The 16275-nt window shown below is 66.4% G+C and carries 15 protein-coding genes; 13 read left to right on the top strand and 2 right to left on the bottom strand.

The window, feature by feature from the left end; translation table 11 throughout:
- Nucleotides 1–16: 16 nt before the first annotated feature.
- Nucleotides 17–2254 carry a CHASE2 domain-containing protein gene (locus QOU61_RS34815; RefSeq protein ID WP_289655693.1) on the top strand — a complete coding sequence of 746 codons (2238 nt, stop codon included), beginning with the start codon at nt 17–19 and terminating at the stop codon, nt 2252–2254.
- Nucleotides 2255–2328: 74 nt separating this feature from the next.
- The gene (locus tag QOU61_RS34810; RefSeq protein ID WP_289655692.1) at nt 2329–2772 is read left to right on the top strand and encodes a MerR family transcriptional regulator; all 444 of its coding nucleotides are present in this window, start codon (nt 2329–2331) and stop codon (nt 2770–2772) included.
- 9 nt (nt 2773–2781) lie between these two features.
- On the opposite strand, the gene QOU61_RS34805 is transcribed toward QOU61_RS34810, so the two are convergent.
- Nucleotides 2782–3192 carry a nuclear transport factor 2 family protein gene (locus QOU61_RS34805; protein WP_289655691.1) on the bottom strand — a complete coding sequence of 137 codons (411 nt, stop codon included), beginning with the start codon at nt 3190–3192 and terminating at the stop codon, nt 2782–2784.
- A gap of 324 nt (nt 3193–3516) precedes the next feature.
- Between QOU61_RS34805 and QOU61_RS34800 the strand changes: the two genes are divergently transcribed.
- The 8 genes from QOU61_RS34800 to QOU61_RS34765 all read left to right on the top strand — a co-directional run bounded on the left by QOU61_RS34800 (nt 3517) and on the right by QOU61_RS34765 (nt 11207).
- Nucleotides 3517–5130, top strand: coding sequence for an ABC transporter substrate-binding protein (locus QOU61_RS34800; protein ID WP_289662048.1), 1614 nt, complete (start codon nt 3517–3519; stop codon nt 5128–5130).
- 185 nt (nt 5131–5315) lie between these two features.
- On the top strand, nt 5316–6269 hold the full coding sequence (locus QOU61_RS34795) for an ABC transporter permease (RefSeq protein WP_289655690.1): 954 nt from the start codon (nt 5316–5318) through the stop codon (nt 6267–6269).
- A gap of 2 nt (nt 6270–6271) precedes the next feature.
- Entirely contained in the window at nt 6272–7174 is a 903-nt protein-coding gene (locus QOU61_RS34790; RefSeq protein WP_289655689.1) for an ABC transporter permease, read from the top strand.
- Between the two features lie 4 nt (nt 7175–7178).
- Nucleotides 7179–8246 (top strand): ABC transporter ATP-binding protein, encoded by a 1068-nt coding sequence (locus QOU61_RS34785; protein WP_289655688.1) that lies wholly within the window; start codon nt 7179–7181, stop codon nt 8244–8246.
- On the top strand, nt 8243–8440 hold the full coding sequence (locus tag QOU61_RS34780) for a hypothetical protein (RefSeq protein WP_289655687.1): 198 nt from the start codon (nt 8243–8245) through the stop codon (nt 8438–8440). Before QOU61_RS34785 ends, QOU61_RS34780 begins: the two co-directional genes overlap by 4 nt.
- Nucleotides 8437–9849: an amidase gene (locus tag QOU61_RS34775; RefSeq protein ID WP_289655686.1), complete on the top strand. Its 1413-nt coding sequence runs from the start codon at nt 8437–8439 to the stop codon at nt 9847–9849. Before QOU61_RS34780 ends, QOU61_RS34775 begins: the two co-directional genes overlap by 4 nt.
- Nucleotides 9846–10829, top strand: coding sequence for an ABC transporter ATP-binding protein (locus QOU61_RS34770; RefSeq protein ID WP_289655685.1), 984 nt, complete (start codon nt 9846–9848; stop codon nt 10827–10829). The genes QOU61_RS34775 and QOU61_RS34770 overlap by 4 nt, the downstream gene beginning before the upstream one ends.
- Before the next feature lie 108 nt (nt 10830–10937).
- A complete protein-coding gene (locus tag QOU61_RS34765; protein WP_289655684.1) occupies nt 10938–11207 on the top strand; it encodes a GlsB/YeaQ/YmgE family stress response membrane protein in 270 nt (89 codons plus the stop codon).
- A gap of 27 nt (nt 11208–11234) precedes the next feature.
- Here QOU61_RS34765 and QOU61_RS34760 read toward each other — a convergent pair whose 3' ends face one another.
- Complete coding sequence (locus QOU61_RS34760; protein WP_289655683.1) at nt 11235–12155, bottom strand: LysR substrate-binding domain-containing protein; 921 nt, start codon at nt 12153–12155, stop codon at nt 11235–11237.
- Between the two features lie 85 nt (nt 12156–12240).
- On the opposite strand from QOU61_RS34760, the gene QOU61_RS34755 reads away from it, so the two are divergent.
- From QOU61_RS34755 to QOU61_RS34745, 3 genes are all read left to right on the top strand, one after another.
- Nucleotides 12241–13014, top strand: coding sequence for an acyl-CoA thioesterase domain-containing protein (locus QOU61_RS34755; RefSeq protein WP_289655682.1), 774 nt, complete (start codon nt 12241–12243; stop codon nt 13012–13014).
- A 157-nt stretch (nt 13015–13171) separates the two neighbouring features.
- The gene (locus QOU61_RS34750) at nt 13172–14920 is read left to right on the top strand and encodes a type I secretion system permease/ATPase (RefSeq protein WP_289655681.1); all 1749 of its coding nucleotides are present in this window, start codon (nt 13172–13174) and stop codon (nt 14918–14920) included.
- The gene (locus tag QOU61_RS34745; protein WP_289655680.1) at nt 14917–16233 is read left to right on the top strand and encodes an HlyD family type I secretion periplasmic adaptor subunit; all 1317 of its coding nucleotides are present in this window, start codon (nt 14917–14919) and stop codon (nt 16231–16233) included. Before QOU61_RS34750 ends, QOU61_RS34745 begins: the two co-directional genes overlap by 4 nt.
- Nucleotides 16234–16275: the final 42 nt, after the last annotated feature.

Here is a 16275-nt window from a genome sequence, read left to right as displayed (position 1 = left end):
GGCATCGGAAGGCGGCATGAAGCGGCTCAAAGCATGGCGGCGATGGTTCGCGCGACGGTTCGGCTATGCGCGGCTGATCTGCCTGGCGCTTTTGGTCGCCTTTGCCGCGCTTCGCATCATCGATCCTGGGCCGATGGAGGAGCTTCGCGTCCGCACCTTCGACACGTTCCAGCTCCTCGACCCCCGCGTGAAGACGGCCCGGCCCGTCACCATCGTCGACATCGACGAAAAGAGCCTGGCGAAGCTCGGTCAGTGGCCCTGGCCGCGGACCAGCATCGCCGACATCGTCGTCAATCTCACCAATCTCGGCGCCGTGGCCATCGCCTTCGACGTGGTCTTCTCCGAGTCCGACCGGCTCAACCCGGACAAGGCGGCGGACAGCATGCGGGATCTGGACGAGACGACCCGCGAGAGGCTGCGCGCGCTGCCGAGCAACGACCAGATTTTGTCCGACGCCATGCGCCGGTCGCGCGTGGTGCTCGGGGAGACCGGCCTTGCCGCCGTGCTGACCGAGCTTGACAAGGATCTTCCCTTCACCAGTTTCGCGACGCTGGGCAGCGACGCGGCGGAGGCGGAACGGTTCCTGTTCGAATTTCCCGGCCTGTTGCGGAATGTGCCGGTTCTGGAGAAGACGGCCGCCGGCCGCGGCTTGTTCACGATCAAGACCGAGCGCGATGGCATCATCCGGCGGGTGCCGATGGTGCTGCGTGCGCAAGGGACCACCATGCCGTCGCTCAGCCTGGAAATCCTGCGCGTGATCACCGCCACGCCCACCGTCCTGCTCAAGTCCGAGAAAGCCGGAATCAAGAGCATCACGGTGCGCGGCCTGGATATTCCGACCGACAAGAACGGCCAGCTCTGGGTTCATTTCGCCCACCAGGATCCTTCGCTCTATGTCTCCGCCGTCGATGTGCTCGACAGCAAGGTGCCGCTCGACAAGATCAAGGGAAAGCTGGTGCTGATCGGCACCTCAGCCGTCGGGCTCAACGATATCAAGACAACGCCGGTATCGCCGGCCATGCCCGGCGTCGAAGTTCATGCCCAGGTGCTGGAGAGCGTCCTGACCCGCGAAGGGCTGGTGCAGCCATACTATGCAAGCACGGTCGAATTCTTCGCCGCGCTCGTCATCGGGCTTCTGGTGATCATCTTCACACCCAATCTTGGGCCGGTGCGCCTCGTGCTCGTCGGCGGGATATTCGCCTCCGTGCTGGTCGGGACCTCCTGGTATTTCTACGTCCATGACCGCCTGCTGATCGACTTCACCTATCCGTTGATGTCGACGACAGCCGTCTATCTGACCCTGATCTTCTCCAGCTTCGTCCGCGAGCAGGCGCAGCGGCGGCAGATCCGCTCGGCGTTCGGCCAGTATCTGTCGCCGGCGCTGGTCGAGCAGCTTGCGCAGTCGCCGGAAAAGCTGGTGCTGGGCGGCGAGGAGCGCGAGATGACCATCATGTTCTCCGACGTGCGCGGCTTCACCACCATTTCGGAGACCTACAAGCACGATCCGCAAGGGTTGACCAGGCTGATGAATCGCTTCCTGACGCCGCTCACCAACGCGATCCTGGCGCGCAAGGGCACCATCGACAAATATATGGGCGACGCCATCATGGCGTTCTGGAACGCGCCGCTCGACGACAAGGAGCACCAGATCAACGCCTGCGAGGCCGCCGTCGACATGCTCGAGCGGATCGACGAGCTCAACAAGCTGCGCGAGGAGGAAGCCAAGGAAGGCGGCCACGTCTACATTCCGCTCAATGTCGGTGTCGGCCTCAACACCGGTACCTGCGTCGTCGGCAACATGGGGTCGGACCTTCGCTTCGATTATTCGGTGCTCGGCGACAGCGTCAATCTGGCCTCGCGCCTGGAAGGCCAATCCAAGGAATACGGCTTTCCGATCATCGTCGGTTCGAAGACAGCCCTCGCGGTCAAGGACCGCTTCGCGATTCTCGAGCTCGACTTCATCATGGTGAAGGGCAAGAAGGAGCCGGAGGTCATCTACGCCATTGCCGGCCGCCAGGACGTGGCGCAATCGGCACGGTTCCAGCGCCTGCGCAACCTCACGATCGAGATGCTTTCCTGCTATCGTAACCGCGACTGGGACGGCGCGCTCGAGGCAATCGCGCGCGGCCGCAAGTCCGACGAAGGCAATACGCTGGAGTATCTCTTCAAGCTGTACGAAACGCGCATCCAGGCCTTCAGGCACGAGCCGCCGCCGGCGGACTGGAACGGGGCCTTCGCGCTGCTCACGAAGTAGCTGCGCTCTGGACCCTCGCTCGGCGCAGGCCTATCTCCATTGGATCGGCACCACGATGCGAGCGGAGAGCGAACATGCAGCGGGAGCTTCGAATCGGAGAGATCGCCGCCCGCAGCGGGCGCAGTGTCCACACCATCCGCTGGTACGAAGCGCAGGGCCTGCTGCCCGGCGTCGTCAGGGACGCGGCGGGCCGGCGCGTCTATGGCGCACATCATGTCGGCTGGCTCGACCTGATGGAGCGGCTGCGCCTCACCGGCATGTCGATCCGCGAGATGCGCGAATACACGACGCTGGCCAGGCAGGGGACGGCGGCGCTCACGCAGCGCCGCGCGCTGCTCGGCCGGAACCAGCGCCGCGTGCGCGACAGCATCGCGCGCTGGACCGAAGCGCTCGCGCTGATCAACGCCAAGGTCGAGTTCTACGACGAGTGGATGGCGAACGGCGAGCGGCCCACTGTGGCGCCCCACCAGCGCGTCCCGCAGGCGATGCGGGCGCTGAAGACGGATCTTCGCGCTTAGCTCCCGCGTTCAGGCCTGCGGCGGCGGCTTGAGCACGCGCTCGACCAGCGCCGTATCCATGTATTCGGTCAACTCCTTCAATTTGCCGTCGGCAACGCGAATGACGAAACAATAGGTGTTGGCGTATTTCTCGCCTGACGTCGTGGTCGCGTCGCCCCGGCACTCGACGACGACATGGTCGCCGTCGGCGAGGATACGGCTTGCCGTGATCGCTGAAGGCGCGGTGAATTGCTGGTGGAGCGGCCGCAACAGCCGCTCGCGCACCTCGGCCTTGCCGACATAGTCGCCCGACCATGCGGTCGACCCGATGATCCGCCAGGTGAAATCGTCGGCCATGGCGGCGATGAAGGGGGCGGGGTCGCGGCGCGCCCGCGCCTCCATGATGCTTTCGACCAGGGCCTTGTTTTGGGCTGTTGTCATGGCTGCTCCTTAGCGTTGAGGAGCCCGCCTTGTACGAACTAGAGCGCGCTCTAGGTCAAGCCGCTCGCTGCCTGACGCGGTTACGCTACGACGCGAGCAACATTGATGCTAGATTGGGCAGGTTGTCTTTCATTCGTGCATCGTGGGAAGAAATTGCGCCCCCACGGGTTATCAGGCGAACATCTTTCTTCCTTGGCACGGCCGTTGCATAAATTTGCATAAGAAATAGTCACGTGAAGTTGAAGGGGGTTTGTTGCGATGCATACAGGGACAACCAGGAAAACGGCGCTCCCCGGGAGGTTCGCCAAGGGGCTGAGCACGGCGATGCTGGCGGCGGCGTTGGCGTGGCCGCAGGTAGCCCGTGCGGAAACCGTTGTCCGCATCGGGATGACGGCCGCCGACATCCCGCGCACGCTGGGCCAGCCGGACCAGGGTTTTGAAGGCAATCGCTTCACCGGGCTGACCTTGTATGACGCGCTGACGATGTGGGATCTCTCGTCGGCCGACAAGGCGAGCGTCATGATTCCCGGGCTCGCGACCGAATGGAAGGTGGACGACACCGACAAGAAGAAGTGGGTCTTCAAGCTCCGCCCCGGCGTGAGCTTTCATGACGGCTCGCCGTTCAATGCCGATGCGGTGGTGTGGAACGTCGAGAAAGTCCTGAAGCAGGATGCGCCGCAATTCGATCCGAGCCAGGTCGGCGTCACCGCCTCGCGCATGCCGACGCTGGCCTCGGCGCGCAAGATCGACGATCTGACGGTGGAATTGACCACCAAGGAGCCGGACTCCTTCCTGCCGATCAATCTCACCAATCTCTTCATGGCGAGCCCCGCCAAATGGCAGAAGCTCTACGATGCCGCCGGCGGCGCCGACGCCAAGGCGAAGTCGCAGGCCGCCTGGGACGCGTTCGCGCGCCAGGCTTCGGGCACCGGTCCGTGGAAGATGGCGAGCTTCACCCCGCGCGAGCGGCTCGAGCTCGTCAGGAACGAGAATTACTGGGACAAGGCACGGGTGCCGAAGGTCGATCGGCTGGTGCTGTTGCCGATGCCGGAGGCGAATGCGCGCACCGCGGCGCTTCTATCCGGACAGGTCGACTGGGTCGAGGCGCCGGCGCCGGACGCACTGCCCGAGATCAAGCAGCGCGGCTTCAAGCTTTATTTCAACGAGGAGCCTCACGTCTGGCCGTGGCAGTTCTCGCGTGTCGAAGGCTCGCCCTGGAACGACATCCGGGTGCGCAAGGCCGCCAATCTCTGCATCGACCGCGAGGGACTGAAGGACGGCCTGCTTGCCGGCCTGATGGTGGCGGCGACCGGCACCTTCGAGCCCGGCCATCCCTGGCGCGGCAACCCTTCATTTCAGATCAAGTACGACAAGCCGGCCGCGCAGAAGCTGATGCAGGAAGCCGGCTTCGGCCCGAACAAGAAGCTGACGGTGAAGATCCAGACCTCGGCCTCCGGATCGGGCCAGATGCTGCCGCTGCCGATGAACGAATATCTGCAGCAGGCGCTGGCGGAATGCTATTTCGACGTCCAGCTCGACGTCATCGAGTGGAACACGCTGTTCACCAACTGGCGCCGCGGTGCCAAGGATCCGACCGCCAACGGCACCAACGCCATCAACGTCACCTATGCGGCGATGGACCCGTTCTTCGCGCTGGTGCGCTTCCTGCAATCGTCGATGGCCCCGCCGCTCTCCAACAATTGGGGCTATGTGAACAACCCGAAATTTGACGAGCTCGTCACCAAGGCACGCCAGACCTTCGATCCGGCGGCGCGCGACGCCGCGCTCGCGGAGCTGCATGCGGCGTCCGTCGACGACGCGGCGTTCCTCTACGTTGCCCACGATGTCGCCCCGCGGGCGCTAAGCCCGAAGATCAAGGGTTTTGTGCAGCCGAAGAGCTGGTTCGTCGACTTCTCGCCGATCACGATCGGGCCGTGAGCGGTACCTTTTCAAGGCCTCGTCATGGCCGCGCGTGTCCCGTTGCCTGCATTGCCTCCCCCTTGCGGGGGAGGGCTGGGGAGGGAACAGGCGACAGGCTCGCGGCTTGAAGGACCCCCAACCTCCTCTCCGCATGGGAGGGGAGCCCTCGCGGCTTTCGCGCTCAAGAACACCAGGGTTGATCCGTGCTGGTCTACATCGCCCGACGCATCGTCTACGTGATCCCGATCGTGGTCAGCGTGGCGCTGGTCTGCTTCCTGCTCGTGCATATCACGCCGGGCGATCCGCTGGTCGCGGTGTTGCCGGCGGATGCTTCGCAGGAGCTGGCGGCGCAACTGCGCGCGGCCTACGGCTTCGATCGGCCACTGCCGGTTCAGTTCGGCCTGTGGCTGTGGCGCGCGGTGCACGGCGACCTCGGCAATTCGATCGCGACCGGACGTCCGGTGCTTTCGGAGGTGATGCGTGCGGTTGGCAACACCGTGACGCTCGCGGTGTTCGCCGCGATGATCGGCTTCACCTTCGGCGTGCTGTTCGGCCTGATCGCAGGCTATTTCCGCGACCGCTGGATCGACAAGGCCACGACTTCGGTGGCGATCGCCGGCGTGTCCCTGCCGCATTACTGGCTCGGCATGGTGCTGGTCATCATCTTCTCGGTCGAGCTCAACTGGCTGCCCGCGGTCGGCGCCGGTCCCGGCGGCTCCGCGGCATGGGGCTGGGACTGGGAGCATCTGCGCTATCTGATCCTGCCGGCAATCACGACGTCCGTGATCCCCATGGGCATCGTCGCCCGCACGGTGCGCGCGCTCACCGGCGATATCCTGAGTCAGGATTTCGTCGAGGCCCTGCGCGCCAAGGGCCTGCGTGAAACCGGCGTGTTCCGCCACGTCGTCAAGAACGCGGCACCGACCGCACTCGCGGTCATGGGACTTCAGCTGGGCTACATGCTCGGCGGCTCGATCCTGATCGAGACGGTGTTCTCCTGGCCCGGCTCGGGACTGCTGCTCAACTCGGCGATCTTCCAGCGCGACCTGCCGCTCCTGCAGGGCACCATCCTGGTGCTGGCGCTGTTCTTCGTCATCCTCAACCTCCTGGTCGACATCGCACAGGCCGCGATCGACCCGCGCATCAAGCGGGGCTGACGATGGCAGTCACGCCCCTTGACGCGATGTCGGATGCGGCGTTGCAGGCGGCGCCTTCTGCCGCGGCACGCGGCTATTGGGCGACCGTCGGCCGCCGTCTCTCGCGCGACAAGGTCAGCATGGCCTGCGCCGTCATCCTGATCCTGATCTTCGCTTCTGCGCTCGCCGCGCCATGGCTGGGTCTTGCCGATCCCTATCAGGGCTCGATGATACGAAGGCTCCGCCATATCGGTACGCCGAATTTTCCACTCGGTACCGACGAGCTCGGCCGCGACATGCTGGCGCGGCTGATCTATGGCGGACGGCTGTCGTTGATTGTCGGCATATTGCCTGTGATCCTCGCCTTCTGCATCGGCAGCTTGCTCGGCCTCGTCGCCGGCTATGTCGGCGGCAAGGTCAACACCGCGATCATGCGCACCGTCGACGTGTTCTATGCCTTCCCCTCGGTGTTGCTGGCGATCGCGATATCGGGTGCGCTCGGCGCCGGCATCGTCAACTCGATCGTGTCGCTCACCGTCGTGTTCGTGCCGCAGATCACCCGCGTCGCCGAAAGCGTGACGACGGGCGTGCGCAACATGGATTTCGTCGAGGCGGCGCGCGCCTCCGGGGCCGGCGCCTTCACCATCATGCGCGTGCACATGCTGGGCAACGTGCTCGGGCCGATCTTCGTCTATGCCACGGGTCTGATCTCGGTCTCGATGATTCTGGCCGCCGGTCTGTCCTTCCTGGGGCTCGGCACAAAACCGCCGGAGCCGGAATGGGGACTGATGCTCAACACGCTGCGCACCGCGATCTATGTCAATCCGTTCGTGGCGGCGCTGCCGGGCGTCATGATCTTTGCCGTTTCGATCTGCTTCAACCTGCTCAGCGACGGGCTGCGCAGCGCGATGGATATCCGGAGTTGAGGCGATGAGCGAGGCGACGACCGCCATCGGCAGGCTTGAACCTATCCAGGATCGCGGCGGCGCGGCCCAGCCGTTGTTGCAGGTCAGCGGGCTGACCAAGCATTTTGCCGTGCGCGGCGAGCTGTTCAGCGCCCGCCGCACGGTACGCGCCGTCGATAATGTCTCGTTTGCGATCCTGAAGGGCGAAACCGTCGGCATCGTCGGCGAGTCGGGCTGCGGCAAGTCGACCACCGCGCGGCTCCTGATGCACCTGATGCCGCGCGATGCCGGCGAGATCGTCTATGACGGCATGCAGGTGGGGCCGGCGCTTTCATTGCGCGAGTTGCGCCGCGGCATGCAGATGGTGTTCCAGGACAGCTACGCGTCGCTCAACCCCCGCCTCACGGTCGAGGAATCCGTCGCCTTCGGCCCGAAAGTGCACGGCATGGGTGACAGCGCTGCCCGCGAGCTGGCGCGCGAGCTGCTCGGCAAGGTCGGCTTGCGGCCGGAAACCTTCGCCAGCCGCTATCCGCACGAGATTTCCGGCGGTCAGCGCCAGCGCGTCAATATCGCACGGGCGCTCGCGCTGTCGCCGCGCCTCGTCATCCTGGATGAAGCGGTCTCGGCGCTCGACAAGTCGGTCGAGGCGCAGGTGCTCAACCTTCTCGCCGACCTCAAGCGCGAGTTCGGGTTGACCTATCTCTTCATCAGCCACGACCTCAATGTCGTGCGCTACGTCTCCGACCGCGTGCTGGTGATGTATCTCGGCGAGGTGGTCGAAGTCGGTCCGGTCGACAAGGTCTGGGATTTCCCGGCGCATCCCTATACCAGGGCGTTGCTCGCGGCCATGCCGTCGTCCGATCCCGACCGGCGCACCGAGACGCCGCCGATCTCGGGCGATCCGCCCAACCCGATCGATCCGCCGCCGGGCTGCCGGTTTCACACCCGTTGTCCTTGTGCGGAGCCGCTCTGCGCAAAAGCAACGCCAAAATTGACGCCGCTGGATACAATGGGCCACGAAGCGGCGTGCTACATGGCGGTTGCCGGATCAGGGCACAGCCGCGCGCCGACCAGGGAGAAAGACATCGCATGACCAGACCGGGTGCAAAAGAGATAAAGTCGATCGCCGACGCCGCAGGGGTGCCGGTCGACGCCGACGTCGCAACCCGCATCGCCAATTCGATCGGACCGGCCTTTGACGGCTTCGCGCCGATCGCGGGCACGCTGCCGTTCGATCTGGAACCAGCGAGCTATCTGCTCGCGCAGACCGCAAAGGTTGCGAAATGAGCACCGAACCTGCCTTGATGTCGCTGGCCGAGGTCGCGAGTGCGATCGCCGACAAGCGCCTGTCCTCGCATGAGGTGACGCGCGCCTGCCTGCACCGCATCGCGCAATGGCAGCCCCGCCTCAATGCCTTCATGGCGATCGAGGCCGAAGCGGCGCTGAAGGCGGCGGGCGAAGCCGATGCCGCGCTGGCCAGGGGCCAGAACCGTGGTCCGCTGCATGGCGTGCCGCTCGCGCACAAGGACATGTATTACGACGAGGGCCGCGTCGTGACCTGCGGCTCGCTGATCCGCCGCGACTTCGTGGCCACGACCACCTCGACCGCGCTGCAGCGCTTGAAGGATGCCGGCCAGGTTCGGCTCGGTTCGCTGCAGATGGCGGAATTCGCCTATGGGCCGACCGGCCATAACTTCCATTTTGGTGCGGTGCATAACCCGTGGCTGTCCGGACACATCACCGGCGGCTCGTCGTCGGGCTCGGGTGCTGCGGTCGCGGCGCGCCTCACCTTTGCTGCGCTCGGCTCCGATACCGGCGGCTCGATCCGGATGCCCGCGCATTTCTGCGGCGTCACCGGGTTGAAGACGACCGTGGGCCGCGTCAGCCGCGCCGGCGCGATGCCGCTGTCGCAATCGCTCGACACCGTCGGTCCGCTGGCGCGCACCGCCGAGGATTGCGCGCTGCTGCTCGGCCTGATGGCCGGCGCCGACCCGGAGGATCCGACCGCCAGCACGCTGCCGGTGCCGGACTATCTCGCGGCGACCAGGGCCTCGATCAAGGGGCTGAAGATCGGCGTGCCCAGCGCCTTCTATGTCGAGGATCTCGATGCCGAGGTGGCGCGCTGCCTGGACGAGACGATTGCCGCGCTGAAGCGCGAGGGTGCCGACATCGTCAAGGTCACGCTGCCGGACCAGCGCCAGCTCACCGCGGCGAGCCAGCTCGTGCTCGCGGTCGAAGCGGCAGCCTTCCACAAGCGCTGGCTGATCGAGCGGCCGCAGGATTATGGGCCGCAGGTGCTGATGCGGCTGCAGAACGGGCTTGCGATTCCGGCGATTTCCTATCTCGAGGCGATGCGCTGGCGCGGGCCCGCACTCTCGGCGCATGCGGAAGCGACGGCGAAGGTCGATGCGCTGATCGCGCCGGTTTCGCCGGTCGCCGCGCCGACCATTGTCGAGAGCGACGTCGGCAACGGACCGGATGCGGAAGCCGTGATCCAGCGGCTGACGCGCTTCACCCGCCCGGTCAACTATCTTGGCCTGCCGTCGCTGGCGATCCCGACCGGCTTCACCGCCAAGGGTCTTCCGGTCGGCATGCAACTGATCGGCCGCTCCTTCGACGAGGCGACCCTGCTCACGGTCGGCGCCGCGTTCCAGCGCGCGACCGACTTCCACGCGAGGGTACCGAAGCTTCCATGAGCCCGCTCGTCGAGATCCGGAACCTCAACGTCCACTTCACCGGCGAACGCACCGTCTACGCCGTGAACGATCTTTCGCTGACGCTCGGCGAGGGCGAGGTTTTCGGCCTGCTCGGCGAGTCCGGATCCGGCAAAAGTGTCACCCTGCGCGCGCTGATGCGGCTGTTGCCGAAGCGGCGCGCGCAGATTTCGGGCAGCGTCACCGTATTGAGACGCGACGTGCTTGCGCTCGACGAGGAGGAGCTCTCGGCGTTTCGCGGCCAGACCGTCTCGATGATCTTCCAGGAGCCGGCGCTGGCGCTCGATCCGGTCTACACCGTCGGGGCGCAGATCGCGGAAACCGTGATGCGTCACGAGGGCAGGACGGAGAGGGAGGCGCGCGCCCGGGCGCTGGAGATGCTGGAGGTGGTGCGGATACCATCCGCCCGCCGGCGGCTCGACGCCTATCCGCACGAGATGTCCGGCGGCATGCGCCAGCGCGCGATGATCGCGCTGGCGCTGGCCTGCCGACCGAAGATCCTGCTCGCGGACGAGCCGACCACAGCGCTCGATGCCACCGTGCAGATCCAGATCCTGCTCCTGTTGCGCGAACTGCAGCGCGAGTTCGGCATGTCCGTTATTTTCGTCACCCACGACATCGGGGTTGCGATCGAAATCTGCGATCGCGTCGCGGTGATGTATGCCGGGCAGATCGTGGAGCAGGGGTCCTTGCGCGAGATCGTCCGCTCGCCGGTCCATCCCTACGCCCGGGGACTGCTCGCCTCCACGATTCACGGCGCGAAACGCGGAGAGCCGCTTCAGACCATCCCCGGCACGCCGCCCTCGCTCGGCAGCGCACCGCACAATTGTTCCTTTGCACCGCGTTGCGCATTCGCGCAGGCGCGCTGCAGCGAGGCTGTTCCGCCCGCCGTCGCTGTCGGTCCGGGCCGCTACGCGCGCTGCGTCCTGGTCGAACCGTCTCATTCTGTTGCCGCGCCGTAACAGGCGCGGCAACACGTTCGCTCCGTCGCCAGATTGGAGTCGTCACGTCCGCCCTTCGCCGCTAGGCTTCCTGCCGCGCGGCCATGCGCGCCAACCGGGGGCGTCCTCATGCAACTCTCCAACGAAGGCATTCTCGTCATCCTGTTTGTCGGCCTGGTCGCGGGCTGGCTTGCCGGCAAGGTCGTGCGCGGCACCGGCTTCGGCATCATCGGCGACATCCTGGTCGGCATCGCCGGCGCGCTGGTCGCAAGCCTGCTGTTCCCGAAGCTCGGCATTCACATCGGCAGCGGCCTGGTCTCCGAGATCATCTATTCGGCGATCGGCGCCATCATCCTGCTTCTGGTCGTGCGGCTGGTCAGAACCGGCGGCAGACTCTAGTCCAGCCACGCCGCAAGCCATCGTCCCTCAACGCGCGCGCGCCACAGCGTCCGCAATCCAGCGCCGCACTGCCGCGATGCGGCGGTTGCGCACCTGCTCGGTGCGCGACACCAGATAGATCGTCTCGCCCCTTCCGCCCGTCGCATCGAACGGCGCAACCAGCCGGGTTCCAAAACCCGGCCGCGCCTTGATCAGGGGCGCCATCGCCAGCGTGACGCCGAGCCCATGCTCTGCGGCTTCCAGCATCGCGGGCACGCTGTCGAGCCACAGGTGTCCGCGCGGCGTCACCGTCACGCCCGCTCCCTTGAGCCAGTTCGGCCAGGATGCCGGCTGCGTGGTGAGGTGGATCAGGATCTGGTCCGAGAGATCGGCAGGCCGCCGCAGCCCGCCCTTCACCAGCGCCGGCGCGCAGACCGGCAGCCCCGTGACCGCGACCAGCGGTTCGAGCTTCAGGCCCGCCGCCTGCTCGCGTCCGTAGCGGATCGCGACATCGACCCGCGAATTGTTGAAGTCGGCATAGCTGTGCGTCGCCTCGATGCGCAGCGTCAGTCCGGGATGGCGGCGCCGGAAATCCGAGAGCGCCGGCAGCAGCACCGTGCTGGTGAAGAACGGCAGCGAACTGATCCAGAGCTCGCCGCCGTCGTGGCGTTGCAGCTCGCGGCTCGCCTGGCGCAGGGCCGTGAGCGCCACCGAAACCTTCTCCAGGTAGCGTTCGCCGTCGAGGGTCAGCCGCACCGACCGCGTGCCGCGGACGAACAGCTTGGCGCCGAACTGCGCCTCCAGCCCGCGGATCTGGTGGCTGATCGCCGATGGGGTCAGCGACAATTCGCGCGCGGCGCGGCGGAAGCTCAAATGCGCGGCGGCGCGCTCGAAGGCGAGCAGCGCGTTGAGCGGCGGGAGCGTGCGGCTGCCCGATTCCGCCGCTTCGTATGGGTGAGCAATATTCATCTGTGGTGACGATTTCCCTTTTGTCGAAGGGTGAATTGTTGAGCAGACTGGCCCAGCGTTCAAGTTCTCTCACCATCAAGACCTCGTGCCCATCTTCGAGCCGCTTGGCAACCAGCATTGGAGACCGACCGCGCTTGCCGCCGGGCCGTTCGCAGGCCTGCAGGGCGGGGCGGTCGCGGGCCTGTTGACGGCCGAGGTCGAAGCGCAGGCCGGGTCGCGCAACTGGGGCGCCGCGGTCGCAGCCTCGGCCTGGTTTCTGCGGCCGACCCCGATGGGCGACTTGCGCACAGAGCTCTCCGTCATGGTCGAGGGCGGCCGGGTCAGCGTGGTCGACAACACGCTCTACGTGGATGGTGACGACAAGCCCTGCGCCACCGTCCGGGTCACGCTGTCGCGACAGCGCGCGGTCGAACTCCCGGAGTTGCCCGATCGGGGAAGCGAGACCCACGATCCCGCGCGTTTTTCGGTGCGGACGCGGAAGGCCGCCCATGGCAAGCCGTGGTTCATGGATGCCATGGAGGCCCGGCAGGGCGAGGACGCCGCCTGGTTTCATCTCAATCACCCGGTCATCGAGGGCGCCGGGCCGCTGTCGCGCGTGCTCGGTCCGGCCGACTGGACGCATGGCATCGCGCGGCCGCTGGAAAATGTGGTGGCCGACCCCAATCCGAACGTGACGGTCCAGTTGCTCCGGCCCCCGGTCGGCGCCTGGATCGGCGTGCGTCCGCAGACCCGCTGGCTGCCCGGTACGGGGCTCGGGATCGGCAGCGGCACGCTCCTGGACACGGAAGGCGAGATCGGCCGCGTTTCGATGTCTGTCGTGCTGGTTCCGTTCCCGAAACCGGCGCCGGCCGGCTCCTGAAGCCTCGCTTTGGGGCAATCGGCGGCGATCGCCACGGCCGTTTGGGTTAACGGGACATAAAATAGACCCGCCCCGGAAAAATCGGTAAAACGAGACCTTTAGCACCACGGCGCGAGCGGGCGGCCGTGCGTCAGCTGATTGGAAGAGATTCATACTGATGGCAGCCATTCCCGGCGTCCGGCGTTCCGAACTCGGCGAAGCGCTGCGCGCATGTCGCACCGCGTTCATCGGCGTCGGCATCATAAGCAGCATGATCAACCTGCTCTATCTCACCGGCTCGATCTTCATGCTGGAGGTGTATGATCGGGTGCTGCCGAGCCGCAGCGTGCCCACGCTGGTCGGGCTGATCATCCTGGCGGTCGGCCTTTATGCCGCCCAGGGCGTGCTCGACCTGATCCGCGGACGCATCCTCGGGCGCATCGGCACCTCGCTCGACGAGGCCCTCAATGCGCGCGTGTTCGAGACCATCGTGCGGCTGCCGCTGCTGGTGGGCGGCCGCAACGAAGGCCTGCAGCCGCTGCGCGATCTCGACAATGTCCGCTCCTTCCTCGGGGGCTTGGGTCCGAGCGCGTTCTTCGACCTGCCATGGCTGCCGTTCTATCTCGCGATCTGCTTCGCCTTCCATTGGCTGATCGGTGTCACGGCGCTCGCCGGCGCCATCATCCTGGTGGCGCTGACGCTCGTCACCGAATTCATGTCGCGCCAGCCGGCGCGCGAGGCGATGGGCCTTGCGGCACGCCGCAACGACCTCGCCGCGGCGAGCCGGCGCAATGCCGAGGTGCTGGTGGCGATGGGGATGGCCTCCCGGCTGGCCCGGCGCTGGAGCGAGACAAACGAGAAATATCTTTCCGGCAACCAGCGCGCCAGCGACGTGGTGGGCGGGCTTGGCGCCGCCGCGAAGGTCATGCGCATGATCCTGCAATCGGCGGTGCTCGCGGTCGGCGCCTATCTCGTGATCCACCAGGAAGCGACTGCCGGCATCATCATCGCGGGCTCGATCCTGAGCGCGCGGGCGCTGGCGCCGGTCGATCTCGCGATCGCGCACTGGAAGGGCTTTGTCGCCGCGCGGCAGAGCTGGCACCGGCTGAGCCGCCTGCTCGACAAGATGCCGCCGGTCGCCGCGCCGACCCTGCTGCAGGATCCGTCGAGCCAGGTGTCGGTCGAGGGCGTCACCATCGCGGCGCCGGGCGACCAGCGGGTGATCGTGACCGACGTCAATTTCCAGCTTGCCGCCGGCAACGGCCTTGGCGTGATCGGGCCGAGCGGCTCGGGCAAGTCGTCGCTGGTGCGTGCGCTGGTCGGCGTCTGGCAGCCGGTGCGCGGCAAGGTGCGGCTCGACGGCGCCGCGCTCGACCAGTGGTCGTCGGACGTGCTCGGTCGCCACATCGGCTATCTGCCGCAGGACGTCGAGCTGTTCGCCGGCACCGTGGCGCAGAACATCTGCCGCTTCGATGGCGAGGCCACCTCGGACGGCATCATCGCCGCCGCCAAGGAGGCCGGCGTGCATGAGATGATCATCAAGATGCGCGACGGCTACAACACCGAGATCGGCGAGAATGGCGCTGCGCTGTCGGCCGGGCAGGCGCAGCGCATCGCGCTGGCGCGCGCGCTCTATGGCGATCCGTTCCTGATCGTGCTCGACGAGCCGAATTCCAACCTCGATACCGAGGGCGACGAGGCCCTGACTCGCGCGGTGCGCGGCGCGCGAGAGCGCGGCGCCATCGTGGTCGTGGTCGCGCACCGGCCGATCGCGATCGAAGGCGTCGACAATATCCTGGTATTGCGCGATGGCCGCATGCAGGCGTTCGGGCCGAAGGAGCAGGTGCTGGCCCAGGTGCTGGCGCCGCGCGTCGCGCCGCCGCCGCCGATCAAGATCGTGTCCGAAGGCGGGGTCAAGAAGCCATGATCGATCTTGGCGGAGGCGAAAAGGGCGCGCGCCGGTCGATCCGGCTGCATCTGATCGCGGGGCTCGCGGTGGTCTTCGTGCTGGCCGCCGGCCTCGGCGGCTGGGCCGCGACCCAGCAGATTTCCGGCGCGCTGATCGCGCCGGGACAGATCGTGGTCGAATCCAACATCAAGAAGGTGCAGCATCCGACCGGCGGCGTGGTCGGCGAGGTGCTCGCGCGCGACGGCGACGTGGTCAAGGCCGGTGACGTCCTGGTGCGGCTCGACGACACCGTCACCAAGGCGAGCCTCGCCATCGTCACCAAGAATCTCGACGCGCAATGGGCGCGCGCCGCACGGCTCGTGGCCGAGCAGCGCGGGCTCGACCGCATCACCTTTCCGCCGCAGCTTGTGAGCCGCGCCGAAGACCCTGACGTCAAGGGGTTGATGGCGAGCGAGAGCAAGCTGTTCGATGTCCGCGTCAACGGCCGCGCCGGCCAGAAGGCTCAGCTTCGCGAGCGCATCGCCCAGCTCGGCGAGGAGATTTCAGGCCTCGTCGCGCAGGAGAAGGCCAAGGACCAGGAGATCGTGCTGGTCGAGAAGGAGCTCACCGGCGTCCGCGACCTCTACGACAAGCATCTGGTCCAGCTCTCGCGCCTCACCACGCTGGAGCGCGACGCCGCGCGGCTCAACGGCGAGCGAGCGCAATACATCGCCGCGCGCGCCCAGGCCAAGGGCAAGGTGACCGAGACCGAGCTGCAGATCATCCAGGTCGACAAGGATATGGTCAGCGAAGTCTCCAAGGACCTGCGCGAGACCAACGACAAGATCGGCGAATTGGTGGAGCGCAAGGTCACCGCCGAGGACCAGTTGCGGCGCATCGACATCCGTTCGCCGCAGGATGGCATGGTGCTGCAGTCGACCGTCCACACCGTGGGCGGGGTAATCACCGCGGGCGATGCCATCATGACCATCGTGCCGCAATCCGACGATTTGCAGGTCGAGGCCAAGGTCAACCCGGCCGATATCGACAAGCTGCAGATCGGCCAGAAGACGCTGCTGCGGCTGTCGGCCTTCAACCAGCGCACCACGCCGGAATTGAACGGCGTCGTCAGCCGCGTCTCGCCCGACGTCACCACCGACCAGCGCACCGGCCAGAGCTACTACACGATCCGCGTCTCGATGCCGTCGCAGGAGATCGCCCGCCTCGGTGACGTCAGGCTGATCCCAGGCATGCCGGTGGAGGCTTTCGTGCAGACCGGTGAACGCACGCTGGTCTCCTATTTGATGAAGCCGCTCAGCGATCAGCTGATGCGCGCGTTCAGGGAGAAGTGACGGCGTTAGCCGTCATTCCGGGGCGATGCAGAGCATCGAACC

The sequence above is a fragment of the Bradyrhizobium sp. NP1 genome, assembly GCF_030378205.1.
Classification (GTDB): Bacteria; Pseudomonadota; Alphaproteobacteria; order Rhizobiales; family Xanthobacteraceae; genus Bradyrhizobium.
Note: the sequence above shows the minus strand (reverse complement) of the source record. Positions and strands in the feature narration are given on the sequence as shown.